The 15,207-nt window shown below is 52.1% G+C and carries 4 protein-coding genes and 2 pseudogenes; all 6 read right to left on the bottom strand.

Features of this window, described 5'->3' with window-relative positions; all coding sequences use genetic code 11:
• Complete coding sequence (locus C4N24_RS13715) at window positions 1–240, bottom strand: transposon-transfer assisting family protein (RefSeq protein ID WP_112091871.1); 240 nt, start codon at window positions 238–240, stop codon at window positions 1–3.
• A complete protein-coding gene (locus C4N24_RS13720) occupies window positions 237–4,271 on the bottom strand; it encodes a DUF3849 domain-containing protein (RefSeq protein WP_112091872.1) in 4,035 nt (1,344 codons plus the stop codon). Before C4N24_RS13720 ends, C4N24_RS13715 begins: the two co-directional genes overlap by 4 nt.
• Entirely contained in the window at window positions 4,261–4,722 is a 462-nt protein-coding gene (locus tag C4N24_RS13725) for an XF1762 family protein (protein WP_112091873.1), read from the bottom strand. The genes C4N24_RS13720 and C4N24_RS13725 overlap by 11 nt, the downstream gene beginning before the upstream one ends.
• Before the next feature lie 64 nt (window positions 4,723–4,786).
• Window positions 4,787–9,691: pseudogene (locus C4N24_RS13730) on the bottom strand (Eco57I restriction-modification methylase domain-containing protein); the annotation flags it as partial.
• Window positions 9,692–10,243: 552 nt separating this feature from the next.
• Window positions 10,244–13,267 (bottom strand): annotated as a pseudogene (locus tag C4N24_RS15885) (hypothetical protein); the annotation flags it as partial.
• An 89-nt stretch (window positions 13,268–13,356) separates the two neighbouring features.
• On the bottom strand, window positions 13,357–15,006 hold the full coding sequence (locus C4N24_RS13740; protein ID WP_181573107.1) for a type IA DNA topoisomerase: 1,650 nt from the start codon (window positions 15,004–15,006) through the stop codon (window positions 13,357–13,359).
• Window positions 15,007–15,207: the final 201 nt, after the last annotated feature.

Here is a 15,207-nt window from a genome sequence, read left to right on the forward strand (position 1 = left end):
TTACGTTTTCTCCTTTTCCGGCTCCTCCGGCCTATGCCATTCCAGCTCCAGCCCCTTGAACTGCTGCTCATTCAACTGCTGCATCTTCAGAATGGTCTGCTGGACAAGCGCAGCCATCTCTGCATCCTCTGCCACAAGCGGCTGGATCTCCGTCAACACCTGAATCGTATCTTTGAGCGTCGGCTGCTCAAACATCGCCATCAGCATCAATTCCAGTTCATCAAAACGCACATTACTCATAACTCCATCCCTTTCTTTTTTGCTTTCTTCGGCTTGTCCTGTTCCTGTGCAGGCTGCTCCTGCTTTTTGGCTTTCAGACTGCGCAGGGCATCCAGAACAGACTTTTTCGTGTTGCTGCGTTCCTGCTCCTTACTCTGCTGCCGTGCCGCCATCAGCTTTTCCATGTCGGAAATAGCCTGCTGCACCAGCTTATCATCCCTGAAATAGTTGATGGAATTGATGTTCTCGCGCTGCACTTTATCGTCCACGACCAATTCATACATTCCAACAAAGCCGCCATTTTCCTCAATGCAGAATCCAATGCACTTGTTGGCGTTCATCCGTTCGGATGGAATCTTATCGTAGACTTCCAACGCTTCCTCCATTGTCAGATGGTCGTGGAACTCTCCTGCAAATGTGAACTCCAAACACTCCGCAACATAAAAGCTGAGTGTTTCCTCCGGCGCAGGTCTTTCTGCGGCGAGCTTTTCTTTCAAAACTTCTGCCTGCTGTTCAGCCACCGTATCGTCCTGTTCCCGCAGCTCTGCCGCGTCCATGACCCTGCCCTCTGCTGCATCACAGCCAAACTCTGTCAGCAGTTCCGTCATAGCATCCTGCACAGACTTATCTCCATCTGTTTCAAGGATGCCGCCATCCCGTTCCGTGAAGTCCTTATTATATAAGGTATAGTCGAAGCCATCGTCACAGGTCTGGATGTGGAAATAGGCATCTGGCAATTCATAGGCCAGCTCCACATCCTGCACAGCCAAGGCTCCCTGCAACGGCTGCACAACATGATTTTGGATATACGGGTTATTCCAGCCCGGAACCGTTTTGTAGTCCTCTACGATGGTGTCAATGCCGTTCTTGCATTGCAGAACATCCAGCACCCCCGGCAGCGGATCAGGATTTTTCTCCACGCCCAGAGCTTTCATGTAGTGGCTAGGAAGTGCCTGATACTGCGACATTGCATCGTCCAGATTGCCAAACCGCTTAATTTCAAGCGGAACAGCCTGCCGGTTCTCGACTACATAGAATTGCTTTACAAATGGCTGCTCCTGCTCCAGCTTTTTCTGCGCTTCCAGTTCATCCCGGTACATCGTCACAAAACCATCCAAAACAGCCGGATGACTGTCAACCACCCAATCTGCTCGAAATTTAATAATTCTCGCGTTATTTTCCGGGGTGCCGACCTGCTCTGCCCATTCCTGATTGCTGGCAGAAAAGCGGCCATCATAGTTTTTGTAGCGCAGGGTATTCGCCAGAATGTACCCCACGCGTTCCATGCCGTACTGCCGCACGACCTGATTCACTGCATCATCACCAAGATGCATCCCGTCATAGTTGTCCGCAATCGCTTCATGGATTGCCTGCTTGCACTCGCTGTTCATCCGATAGGATGTACGGTATAAATCCACCTCGTCATTTTCTTTGGCATAGCTGAACGGCTCATAATAGACAGGCACATCCGAATAGTCCTGTGCGCTGTTGTCCGGCATAGGCACAGCCTTTTCAATGATTTCCGACACCACATCATCCTTATGCGGCATATTCCATTTTTCAGAAAGATACTCTTTTACCGCGTCCAGAAAATCATCATCGAAGCCGTTCCACAAATCCTCTGCCACCAGCTTGCCCTGCTCATTGACTGCAACGCAGGCCGCCATGTCACCGTGTTCCTCATGCTCCAGCAGAAAGAACTTCTCGCCACCAATTTCCGTTTCATCAACAGCATACCATGTGCCGATATGCCCCTCGACTGCGATGTGGTCGGAATCGCCGTGGATCAGACCACTTCTTTTCTGCTGTTCCTCCATAAACTCTCGCACGGTCAACTCTGCGCCCGTGAAGTTCAGCCCTTCCTCGCCAAGTTCCAGCCGTCCCTCTGCGCCAAGGTCAAGTTCTTCGGCCATCAGGACAGATGCCGCATGGTTCACTACTACGGTTTTCTCCACAGTGACAGGCTGGCCTGGGTCATAGTCCGAGCCGCGCAGATCATAGCGATATAAGCCCTCCGGCACATCTTCATCCCGCAGTCGGCCATTGCTGAAAAGACCGGGCTTATCAAAGATTTCGATTTCCTGCAATTCTTCGTTCAAAAGGTTTTCTTTCTGCAAATCTATATTCCTTTCCTTGAAAAATTCCGGCAGTTCAGCAAATCCAATACTGTCCACATAGTAGGCTTTGACTGTACTGCCATCGTTGAGCACCACCACATCACTGACCGACAGCGAATGACCCGTAAAGTCTGCCGGACGCTGGATATTGAACCGTTCATAAATGCCATCCAGCGTGTCCTTTTCCGTAAGCGGCGCGGTATAGATCAGGTCATAATCTGCACGAGCAACCGTTATGCCTTTCTTCTGCACATAGTCCAGCCCCATGAAACGGTAGTCGCGTTCCGGGTCACGTTCTGTGATCTGATAAATGCCGAACTGATTTTTGCTGCCATACAGCAGCATATTTTCCTGTTCTGTCATGTTCCGTTCCTGTTCCAAGTCAGCTATTGCAATCTGGAAGGTATCACTTCCGCGCTCGATTTCCTCTCGCGCCGTGACAAGAATCGGCCACGGACTGATGCGGACAAGATAAATTTGCTTACCCTCGTCATACAGCCGTAGAGCCTGTTCACGGTTTATTACTGTCAGCTGAAAATCCGGGCGCGCATACTCGTCCTCTGCATAATCTTCCCGTTGTTCCAGCAGAATCGCATCCCATGCGTCAGCCCTAATGCCGAAAATGCCATCGTGCTGCTCGATTCCCTCTTGGCTTGCATAATCACCTGCCGTACCATCACGGAACAGCGGATAGATTTTCTCACCCAGCCGATGCCACTCTCGTGCGCCCTCTTTCGTCAGCGGCAGTACATCATCTTTCCGGTAGCCATAGTCGTGCATTTCTGCAAGACCAATCATCCCATCCGGGAGATTTTCGATTTTCTCCTGTGCATCGTACATCAGACGGTTGACTTCTTCTTTGTCATCCTCGGCCAGTGCAGCCGCCAGAGCGTTCACCAGTTCTTCCGTTGCTGCCCGATCATCCAGCTTAAAAGCAAAATTCACGATGAGATTTCTCTGCTCATCATCAAAAATTGTCTTTTTCTGCTCCTTGTCGGCAATCAGCTTTTCCGCATACTGCATTGCGGTCATGCGCTCTGCGCTCCTTTCTGCGATTGCCGCTTCCAATTTTTCCAGAAAATCGGCTGCTGTCAATCGAATCGTATCCATCGAATCTTTCAGTTCCTTCATCTCCTTGCCGCTCGCCCAGCTTGCCACATACGGAAAAGAGTAATCGGATGTGTCAATGCCCAGAGCCGAGCAGACCGTAAATGCGATGCTTTCGGCTTCGGTTTCTTTCGTGAGCCTGTCTTTTTCTTCGCCGTGCTGCTTCATGAAATCGCTGTTATGCAGCATCGCATGAGCAACTTCATGGATCATCGTCTTTATGGTCTGGCTCTCGCCCATGCCGACCTGAATGCAGATTTCTTTGTCTGCATCACTATAATAACCTTTGGCTTCCACTTCGATTTCATCAAACCGAATCGGCACAGGCGATACCTGCTCGATTGCCGCCGTAAGCAGCGCATAGTCCTTAACGCTGGCCGTCAGTTCATGCGCTCCCAGTTCCGGAAGCGGTTCACCATCGGTCTGCGAAACATCGAAGACCGTTGTTACGCGGAAACGCGGAATCACATACTCCACACGTTCCATTTCCGGCTCACCGTTTTCGTTCAGCACAGCCAGACCCGTATTCTTGTCGATTTTCTCGCGCTCCTCCACTTCCTTGATGGGAGCCGGAGCAATGATCTGGATGCCCTTTTCGCCTTTTTTGACGTAACGGTTAAACTTATTCTTCCATGCGTTAAACCCTGCCACCAGTGTGGCATCAGGCCGCTGCATAGCGATCAGCAGCGTATTGTTGAAGCTGTAATTGTGGAATTTTGCCATCGTGCGCAGGTATGTCGTATACATTTCCGAAGTAAAAATGTCCTTTACACCCTGCTCCAGCCGTTCCGTGATTTCTTTCATCTGCTGTTTGCGGTCAACTGCCATGCAAGCCCTCCTTTTTCTTGACCCATCGTGTTTTCATCTGGCGCGGATATTGGTCGGCCTGTTTTGGTGCTTTTGCACCGTTCCATTCCAAGCCTCCGGCCCTGCCTTCACAGGTGTACCCGGCAGCTTTCAGGGATGCCCCGTTTTCCGTATCCAGAATGTAGGTGATAACTTTGTTGTAGCCCATTGCCCGCGCTGCACGGTATGCCGCCGCGTACAGGATGCTGCAAGCGTTCGGTGTTCCATCTGTACACAGACGGTTGACTTCCAGCGTATAGCCATCGTCCAGCCGCCGCGCCACAGGTCTGCCGCAGATAGCAACACCCACCAACGCGCCATTGTCCGATACGCCGATGGAGAATTTATGCCCCCGCGTCGGTTTATGGTGGCGGTGATACTGCTGCACAAATGCGTTTGCCGTTTTCAGATTGATCGGTGTTAATGTAAGCAAATGCCCTCCTTTTTCAAAAATACCCCGTTAGATTCCTTGCAGAGATCTAACGGGGTTATCCTATTTACAGTTCCATATCGTGACTTTTCCGCTTCTGGGATTTCTGCGGTTCTGCGCTGCGCTCTGCCTGTTTTGCATGAAGCTGCGCCAGCACAGAGGGTTTCCGCACATTGTCCGCAGTGCGCTCTGCAACGCGGCCTGCATAGTTCACAGGCTGGCGCGGCCTGTCTGCAACTTCGGTTTCGGCTGCATCCTCGTCCACTCCCAGCGCATCCTCACCGCCCTTTTCGTCCATGTTGAGCAGTGAATTCAGCTCTGCAAGTCTCGCGGATTTCTCTGCCAGTTCCGCTTCCTGCACAAAGGGTCGCTTGGCTTCTTCCTTTGCCTGCGCCAACTGCTGTTCCAAGGTTTCCAGTCTGCGTTCCACTTGCGGCAATGCTCTTTCGATGCCAGACAGTGCATTGGTAACACGCAGAATGTTGCCCTGCGGGTCTTTGCCGACTTCCATAGAGTAGTTCCATGCGCCCTTGATGGATAGCCGGAACACCTTATCGAAGTTGTCAAACCGGGAATGCAGTTCAAACGCACCGTAGCTGCCAATCCTTCCCTCGGTGCCAGCCGCTTTCAAAGCCTTGCAAGCCTCAATGATGGCTGCACCCGCTTCCTTGCGTTCGGTGTACACCTTGCCGCTGATCTCCATAGAGAAGTGGTCTTTGTCCTGCACCAGAAGCGGTTTTGCCGCTTCCATATCGGTTTTCAGTGCTTCGATCTGTCCCTGTGCCACAGCGATTTCTCGCGGATAGCGGCGCGCAATATCCGATTCCAAGCTATAAATCTGACTGGTGTGATTAGCTTTCAGCAGTTTCAGTTTGCTGACCTGAATATCCAAGTCCATCTTTTCCTTGATGTAGGGATTGCCCGTTGCCAGTGCCTTGATTTCGGCATAGGACAGCGCGGTATCGTCCACATCATCGCAGGCACGGACAGGCGACTTGGATGTCATAATCTGGCTTATAAACTTCTGTTTATTTTCCAGAATCTGCCACATATACGAATCAAACGTATTTTCAGTGACGTAACGATAGATTTTCACCTGCTTATTTCGGTTTCCCTGCCGGAGAATACGTCCCTCCTGCTGCTCCAGGTCAGACGGCTTCCACGGACAATCCAGATGATGCAGGGCAATCAGCCGATCCTGAATATTGGTTCCTGCGCCAAGCTTCGGCGTAGACCCCATCAGGATACGCACCTGTCCGGCGCGCACCTTTGCAAAAAGCTCTGCCTTTTTGGTTTCCGTGTTGTACTCGTGAATGAACGCCACTTCTTCACGGGGAACACCTCTCGCCACCAGCTTTTCCCGCACATCATCGTAGACGTTGAATGTACCATCAGCTTTTGGTGTTGATAAATCGCAAAAAATCAACTGTGTTCCCCTATCCGGGGCCGATTCTTCCCAAACCTTGAACGCATTGTCCACACAGCGATTGACCTTGCTCTCCGGCTCGTCCGGCAACATCTCGTTCATAAGCCTCTGGTCGAGTGCCAGTTTTCGGCCATCGTTGGTGATCTTGAGCATATTATCGAATCTGGGATTCACATTACCGTTGCGTACAGCCTCGGCACGGTCTGCAAAGGAACTCACCATTTCTTCCTGTGTCTCGCTCGGTTTCAGCACTTCGTTGATGTACTCCGCTTTCGGCACAGGCAGGTTCAGCATATCCGCCGTCTGCACGTCTGCCGATTCCTTGAACAAGGAAATCAGTTCCGGCAGATTAAAGAACCGGACAAAGCGTGTTTTCGCGCGATAGCCCGTTCCCTCCGGGGAAAGCTCGATTGCCGTAACGGTTTCACCAAAGGACGCCGCCCAATCATCAAAGTGGCTCAGTCCCATCTTCTGCAGGGTGTCATACTGGAGATACCGCATAATGGTGTACAGTTCCACCATCGAGTTGCTGACCGGGGTTCCAGTTGCAAAGGTCACACCCTTGCCGCCTGTCAGTTCGTCCAGATACTGACACTTTGCAAACATATCGCTGGACTTCTGTGCATCGGTCTGGGCGATACCTGCGATATTTCGCATTTTTGTGTAGAGGAACATATTTTTATAGAAATGCGACTCGTCCACAAACAGGCGGTCAACCCCCAGTTCCTCAAATGTGACCACATCATCCTTTCTCGTCTGGTCGTTCAGCTTTTGCAGCTTTGCTTCCAGCGTTTTCTTTGTTTTTTCCATCTGCTTGACCGTAAAACTGCGGCTGTTCTCACTCCGGGCATCGGCCAGAGCCAGCGTAATGTCGTCGATCTGACGCTCGATAATAGCTTTCTGCCGTTCCGGGGAAAGCGGCACTCGCTCAAACTGCGAATGACCGATCACGATAGCATCGTAATCGCCGGTTGCGATCCGGGAGCAGAACTGTTTTCGATTGCTGGGTTCAAAATCCTTCTTCGTTGCCACCAACACATTGGCATTGGGATAGAGCCGCAGGAAATCTGCGCCCCACTGCTCTGTGAGATGGTTCGGCACCACATAGAGGTTTTTCTGCGATAAGCCCAGCCTGCGGCTCTCCATGCCGGCAGCGATCATCTGGAAGGTCTTGCCTGCGCCCACGCAATGTGCCAGCAGCGTATTGTTGCCGTACAAAATGTGCGCTACCGCATTTTTCTGGTGCGGCATCAGAGAGATTTCCGGGGTCATGCCCTCGAAGCGGATATGACTGCTATCGTACTCACGGGGCCGAATCGCATTGAAAATCCAATTATAGGTCGCACACAAATCCTCGCGGCGATCTAAATCTTTGAAAATCCACTGCTTAAACGCTTCCCGAATGGATTCCTGCGCCTGCTGTGCAAGCATGGTTTCCTGCTTATTCAGCACACGGTGGTCGCCATCCGTATCGTGAATCGTATCGTAGATTTTGGTATCCCGGAGGTTCAGCGCATCTTCCAGCAGCTTATAGCCGTTGACGCGCAGGGTTCCGTAAGTGTTGGTGACAAGCGGATTGCCGCGATCCAGCGACTTGCCCGAAATGTTCCATGCACCAGAAATTTCGGAATAGGATGCCTTAATGTCAATCCCGGCATAGTAGTTCGGTGTTTTGAACACTTCCTTCATAAACTGCGTGATGTACTCCGGTTTTACCCAGTTCGCACCCAGCCGTACTTCAATTTCTGAAGCATCCAAATCCTTGGGCTGTACCCGTTTCAGGTAGTCCACATTGATCTGATACTCTGCATGGTTTGCAGCAAAGGTTTCTGCTGTGGCCAGTTTTTCACGAACATTGCCGGACAGGTATTCATCCGAGGTTTCCCACTGCTGTGTCATAGGGTTTCGGAAAATCGCACCTGCCAGTTCATCCGTGATCTCCTGTTCCGGTTTACCGCAGAGCTGCACCATAAACGGCACATCCACCTTTGCTTTTTCTCCAATGGAAAGTGCCAGGGCTTCGCTGGGCGTGTCCACTGAGGTAACAGGTTCCGGCTTACGGATGGTGCGCTTTGTAAAAATATCGGCCAGCCGTTTGAGATTCTTCTCCTCATCCAGAATTTCCAGCGATGCCAGCAGACAATAACTGCTGTCCTGTCGGAACGCCCGCTTGTTGGCGGTGCTGTTGATCAGGCCATACTGCGCCTTAAATGCGATGTATTGCTGTTTCAGTTCATTCTGCAAAAGCTGTACTTCCGCATCCGAGCCATCATGCAGCTGACAATCCAACAGTTTTCGGGTGGTTTCCCGCAGAGCGATCATGCCCAGCACTCGCTCTGCTGTCACGGCAGGCAGTTCCACCTTGTTCATAAAGGAATTTTCGCGGTAGTAAATCTGTCCGTCCACGTTCGTGAAGCTGAAATTCTTCACACTTGGGTCTGCCGGAATGGGTTCTTCCTGCACATCCAGTTCATCGTCGGAGATTTCCGGCTCCGTGATGGTAGCCTGGATGTTGCCGACCGCCTCTTTTAACTGCTGAGCAAGGTCTGCACCCTCGATGGGCTTGACCGTTGTTTCCTGCTTGCCATACTGCGTGCTTTCGGTGGTGATCTCCCCCAGCACCATTTCAGGATGCTGCGCAAAATACTGGTTAATGGAGTAGCCTTTCGGTGTTTCGCCAAGGTCTACCCAGTCTGCCCGCTCTACCGCTGCACGGTCACGCTTCTGCAAAAACAGGATGTCAGCAACCACGCTCGTGTTGGCATTGCGCTGAAACGCATTGTTCGGCAGACGAATTGCGCCGACCAGATCGGCACGGTTGGCAAGGTACTCACGGACAGAGGAATCCTTCTTATCCATCGTACCGCTGGACGTTACCACCGCTACCACACCGCCCGGACGCACAAGGTCAAGACTTTTCGCAATAAAATAATCGTGGATGAGAAAATTGTGGCGGTCATATCGCTTGTCCGGTACTTTGTAATTGCCGAACGGTACGTTACCCACAACACAGTCAAAGAAGCTGTCCGGGAACTACATTGTTTCAAAGCCCTGCACCGCAATCTTGTTTTTCTGGTACAACTGCTGTGCAATGCGGCCCGAAATGCTGTCCAGCTCCACACCATACATCCGAATCTTCTCCATGCTGTCCGGCACCAGACCCATGAAATTGCCGACACCACAGGATGGTTCCAGCACGTTGCCTTTGGACAATCCCATATTGCCCAGGGCTTCATACATCGCCTTGATGACCGTAGGAGAAGTGTAAAACGCATTCAGGGTACTGGCACGGGCTTCCTTATACTCATCTACCGTGAGCAGGGACTGCAGTTCGGCATACTCTTTCGACCATTCCGCGTTGTTTTCATCGAACGCCTGCGGAATGCCGCCCCAGCCCACATACCGGGAAAGTATCTCCTGCTCTTCTGCGGTAGCCTGCCGCTGCTCTGCATCCAGTGTCTGCAGCACCCGAATGGCTTCCACATTGGCTTTATACTTTGTTTTCGGCCCTCCTGCGCCGAGATCATCGTCCGTAATGCGGAAGTTAATAGGTTTCTGTTTGGGCTGTGCAGGCTGTTCTGTTTCTGCTCCACTGTCCAGCGGAAGATTGTGCTGCCGCCGTGCATGGTTGACCTCTGCCGGGGTCATAGGCTGCTGGGTCAGCGGTTCAAGGGCTTCCTCTGCTACTGCACGGCTGATGGCATCCGTTCGGTTCTGCACATCTGCGATCAGCTGCATCTGTTCTGGCGGGAAGTCAGGATTCAGAAGTTCTTCCAACTCGCCGCCTGCTTCTGCCACCGAATAGATCACATCCATCTGCTCCGGGGAGAAATCCTCGTAGGCCACACCCGCATTGTGCAGAGCCGTAAAGACTGTGATTTCCACCGCTTCTTCCATCGGTACATCTGCCTGTTCGTACAGATGCCGAATGTACTCCAGCTGTTCCGTTCGGAAAATCGGATACCGGGCTTCTTTTGCAAGGGTCATGTCCTGCAAACTGACCGTTCCATTTCCAAAGTCCACCGAATCCACACGGAACTCTCTATCGTCCAGTTCGATGGTGGTATTAACAGGCAGATATTCCTCTCTGCGGAAGTATTTCGTTTGGGCATGGGTTCCATCTTCCTGCTGGCCGGACAGATAGACACTCTCCCCCTGCTTCCAGAGCTTCATTGCCTGTGAAACCCACTGTTCACGCGGAAAACCAGATACCTCAACCTTGCCGAGTGCGGTTTCCTTTTCCAACAGCTTGCTGCCAAGAAGTTCTGAAACGCGCTTTGCATCCTCGCCGTAGAACTCAAAGTTACCGTGCTGCTCGTAGCCGACCAGCGCATCCGGGTAACGCTCTTTCAGCGCGTTATACTCGTTGGCGGCATCCAGTGGCAGGGGCTGCAGCGTCTGCTCCGAAGACTTTTCATCTGCAAGAGGCGCATCTTTTTGGGGTTTCTCAACCGCTGCGGCGGTTGACTGCTCTTTCGATTGCGGCTCCTGCTCCATGAAGTCAAACATGGACATCTGCCCCTGTTCAGGAACCGCAATCTCAACAGCCCTCTTCTTTTCCGGGAAGATTGTGTACGTTCCCTCGACATACTGGTGCAGGATAGAGAGGAATTCTGCCTTGCGCTCATATTCTTCCGAATCCAGCGACACGGACAGCAGTGCAGTGTCCATCTGCTCCAGAAGTTCCGCTGCTTGTTCAGGGTCTGCCAGCTTTTCGGCGAGAGCCTTTCGGCCTTCTTCATGGTAAAGGTCTTGCGGATAAGGCCGCTCCACGTCGTTCGGCAGATGGTGATAGAATCCCATCACCCGCATTGCCATCCGCTCGCGCTCATAAGCAGGCATCCGGGAGTAGTCTGCCGGCTTCAAATACTCACTGTCACGGATAAGCCGGTCAATTCGGCCTGCGGCCTGATTCCAGTTCAGATGAACGCTGGCATACGGGTTTCCGTATGAGCCACGCTCCAAAGCAATACCCCTGCCATCGTGATCTTCGTGAGAATCGTCTGCCCCGCAGAGTGCATGGCTGCTGCCGCCGATCCCGTAATGCTCTTTCAGGAAGTCAGCCCGCTCTTTTTTGTCCTCATGATTCAGGAAGAACGAATAGATTGCCAGCCGACTGTCCGAATAATTGCTTCCCCGCGTGAAATAAGCGTTTATTTCATCTTCCGTAATGAACTTCTTGTACTCATTCCAGTGAAAGCCATCTCGCGCCGAGTAGTTCTGATAAGGCTTTGCAAACTGCTGGAACAGAGCCGCTACTTTATCCGGCTTATAAAAGTGCATCCGCATCAGGTCTTTATCTTCGGCATAGGCTTCCCCCAGCGCAGATAATCTGTCGTTTAGGTCAGTCAGAAAATCCGTATCATCCAGCAAGCCTGCCAGCCTGTCTGTCAGTTCCGGGAAACCGCCCCTGAAGATTTCTGTATCCTGAAACACTGCTTCGGCAACGCCATCTGCCAAATCGCGTTCCATATAAGCCAATGTCTGCGCGTGTTCCTGCAAAGCATTCTGCCGTGCAGCATCCAGAACCGCCTGCGGAGCATACTCACCCTGCCGGAGCAGTTCATGGATACGATTGCTCACATCCTCCCACGACAAAAACGCATTGACAAGCGTGCCGCCCTTTGCCGTATCACCTGCTGCAATGCGCAGCCCTAAATCATCGAACCAGATCGCATACTTTGTACCGCCAATTTCAAAGCCTTTGCCGCCCGTACCATATTCGTTTTTCACGAACTCTGTGTATTCTTCCGTGGTTTTCTCAACCATGAAATTGTAGATCAAGCGCAGCTGACCCTTGCTGCGGTTGCTGCCCGTGCGCAGAATTTCATCGACCACTTCGGGATCAAGCGCAATCTCGTCCGCATACCGCGCCCGGATCGGTTCTTCGATGGCGCGGATCTGCTGTTCCACGGTGGGCAGATCGGGAAAAGAAAAAGCAGAGGCAATTTCTTCCTCTGCTTCGCTCAAATCCTGTTCCGTTGTCGTTTCGGTTAATTGTACACCAATTCCTTCAAGACGATCTCCTCTGCCATCGCCGTCAGGTTGTTCTGGTGCGCTGCCCATGCCAGCGGGTCTTTCTCCTTGCTCGGTGCCGGGAACTTCTCGTTCAGGCTGTCCAGCAGCGTTTCCACCCGGCTCTCCGCTGCTTCCTCGATCTCCGCCAGATGCTGGTTCAGTCTGCCGCTCATCAGCATACTCTGATACCAGTTCTTGCGGTTCTCTTTCAGGTACGTCCTGCGCAGCATCCCGTACTTCCCGATGGTCTGCGGCTCGTCCTTCACGGCCAGATTCGGGAACAGATAATCTCCCTTGCGGTAATACGTCAACTCCATTTTCTTGTCCTCCTTTGGTCGTGTTTTCTTCGGTTTCGTGCTTTAATGTGCTAAAGTCCGTATTGGTATTATACAAGCTGTCAACGGATTTTTCAAGCTGCTGCGTGATTTCTTTTTTGTAAATTTTCCGCATCTCTCGGCCAATGTCAAAAAGAACCGCTTCGCACTGTTCGGAAACCGCGTTGCCAAGGAACGACAGCACCGGCAGCTTGTTGAAATCCACGATGCGGATAAAGTCATCATCGTCCAGCACATCCATAGGCTCCTGCCCGCAGCGACGAGAAAGCGTATAGAAAATACTGTTGGTCATCAGTTCCCTGAAGCGGACACGGATGTTATCTTCGTCCAGTTCTTCCAGAAAAGTATCCGCCACCTCATAGGCCAAACCGTCCATCGCTTCATCCAGATTATCGGCGGTCAGCTGCTGTGCCAGTTCCAGCAGGGCAGTATTCATGCTGTCTGTCTGCAACAGGCCGTAGGTATCTGCCAGATGGTCTAAGATCGTCTGCTCATGCTCGTGGCTGTCCAGATTCCATAAGAGCGGTGTTTTTCCGCCGCGCACCAGATGGGTGTCAGCAATATCGAACACATACCGCAGCTTGGTACGGGGTCCGGTATCATCCAGAAGCGCGATGCCTTTTGCGCCACGGTTGACCCATCGGCTCATTTTCTGATTCCAGAGTTCCAGTTCTGCGCAGGCGGTTGCATCGGGCCGCTGCGCGTGGATCAGGAGTGTATCGGTGAACGAATAGCGATACAGCCGCGCCGCCACATCCAGATAACTCATCCAGTCCTGTGGCGAGTTACTGACATACCGGGCGTTCTGCTGCGCCAATTCTCGAATATCGTTAATCTGTGGCAAGGGTCAAACCTCCTTTACGTTTTCGTTTTCATCGGTGTTTTGGGAAATTCCAGACTGTACTGTGCGCGACCCTCTTCGACGCGCATCACAAGGTCAGCGGCGAATGTCTTATCTTTTTTCGCGGAATAAAAGTCTTTTACATGGGTGCGGCCTTTCTTCAAAAGGTCTACCGCCATCTTCTTGTCCAGTGTTTTTCTCATATTGGCCAAGTATCTGCTTTCTTTCCAGAGGGCAAATTTGCAGCTGCGGTCTGCACAACAAAAGCTGAGCTTACTCTCATGTACAGGGTTTCCGCAGACCGGGCAGTTTCCTACGCTTACCTTATTATGATGGGGAGCTGCCGCGACGGTAGGAATCTGCCGGAGGTCAGCCAGCATCTTATCGAGCAGTCCATGGATGCCCTGCATAAAATCGTGGGGCTTGATTTCGCCGCGCTCCATCAGCAGCAGGTCATTTTCCCACTCGGCTGTCATGCTGGCAGATTTCAGGTAGTCCGGGATATTGCGGATCGCGGCCACACCGTCCTCCGTGGGAATCATCTGTTTGCCCTTGCGCTGCACATAGCCGGAAGATACCAGCTTTTCCAGAATCGCGGCGCGCGTTGCAGGGGTTCCCAGGCCTTTCTTCTCAGTGTCCTTTTCAAATTCCTTGTTGCCTGCTGTTTCCATGGCCGACAGCAGGGTATCTTCGGTGTAGACTTTCGGCGGTGAAGTAAAGCCCTGCTTTTTCTCTGCCCGTACCACCGGAATAACCATCCCCTGTTCCAGATCGTTCGGAAGTGACGCATCCTTGTTCTTCTCCGGCTCCACAAGCGGAACAGGTTTTGCCGTATAACCGGGCTGCAGAACGTTCTTATACTTCGCTGTAAAATTCTGTCCCTGACAGCATACCGTCACCAGAACATCTTCGTAGATGAACGACGGCTGTACAGCCTGCACCAGCTTCCAGATAACGAGCGAAAGAATCTTCTGTTTGGTTTCGGACAGCTTTTCCTTATCACACTTTGCGCCCTGCATCGTCGGCAGGATCGCATGATGGTCTGTGACCTTGCTGTTGTTAATAACGCAGCTTACATCTGCCGCCGCGCCATCTAAGGCCAGCACCAGAGATTCCACCGTCTTGCGCATATCCTCAGTCACAAACTGGCTGTCTGTTCTGGGGTATGTCACCAGCTTTTCTTCATACAGTTCCTGCAATGCTTGCAAGGTCTGGTTGGCGGTCAGACCGTAATAGCGGTTTGCTTCTCGCTGTAAGGTCGTCAGGTCATACAGCTTCGGGGGCTTCTTTTCTACCCTCTTGCGTTCGATGCTGCCAACCACGGCGCACTGACCATCGCAAGCAGCCTGCATGGTATCGGCATCCTGCTCCTGCGCCATCTGTTCCGATGCCGCCACGACACCCGCACCGGACAGTTCCACTTTGTAATAGGGTTCTTTTACAAAGTTCTGGATTTTGGCCTGCCGTTCGGCCAGCATCGCCAGCGTCGGGGTCTGCACCCGGCCAATGGTCTGCTTTCTGCCGTACTTTTTTGTAAAAGCGCGGGTTCCGTTCATGCCAATCAGCCAGTCTGCTTTTGCCCTGCACTCGGACGCTGCAAACAGGTTGTCGTAGGCCGCACCATCTTTCAGGTTTTCAAAGCCCTGCTGGATGGCAGCATCCTCCATACTGCTGATCCACAACCGCTTGATGGGGAGTTTGCTTCCGGCAAGAGCATACACACGGCGGAAAATTGCTTCGCCCTCGCGCCCTGCGTCTGTAGGATAGTTCTCGGAGGTGACTTTTCTGACTTTGTTACTCGATGGCATCCAATGGGCCGATAAAGCGGTAGAAAATCTGGATTTTCTGGACGTATTCGCCATCGACCT

Origin of the sequence: Faecalibacterium prausnitzii (genome assembly GCF_003287405.1) — a bacterium.
Lineage (GTDB): Bacteria > Bacillota > Clostridia > Oscillospirales > Ruminococcaceae > Faecalibacterium > Faecalibacterium intestinale.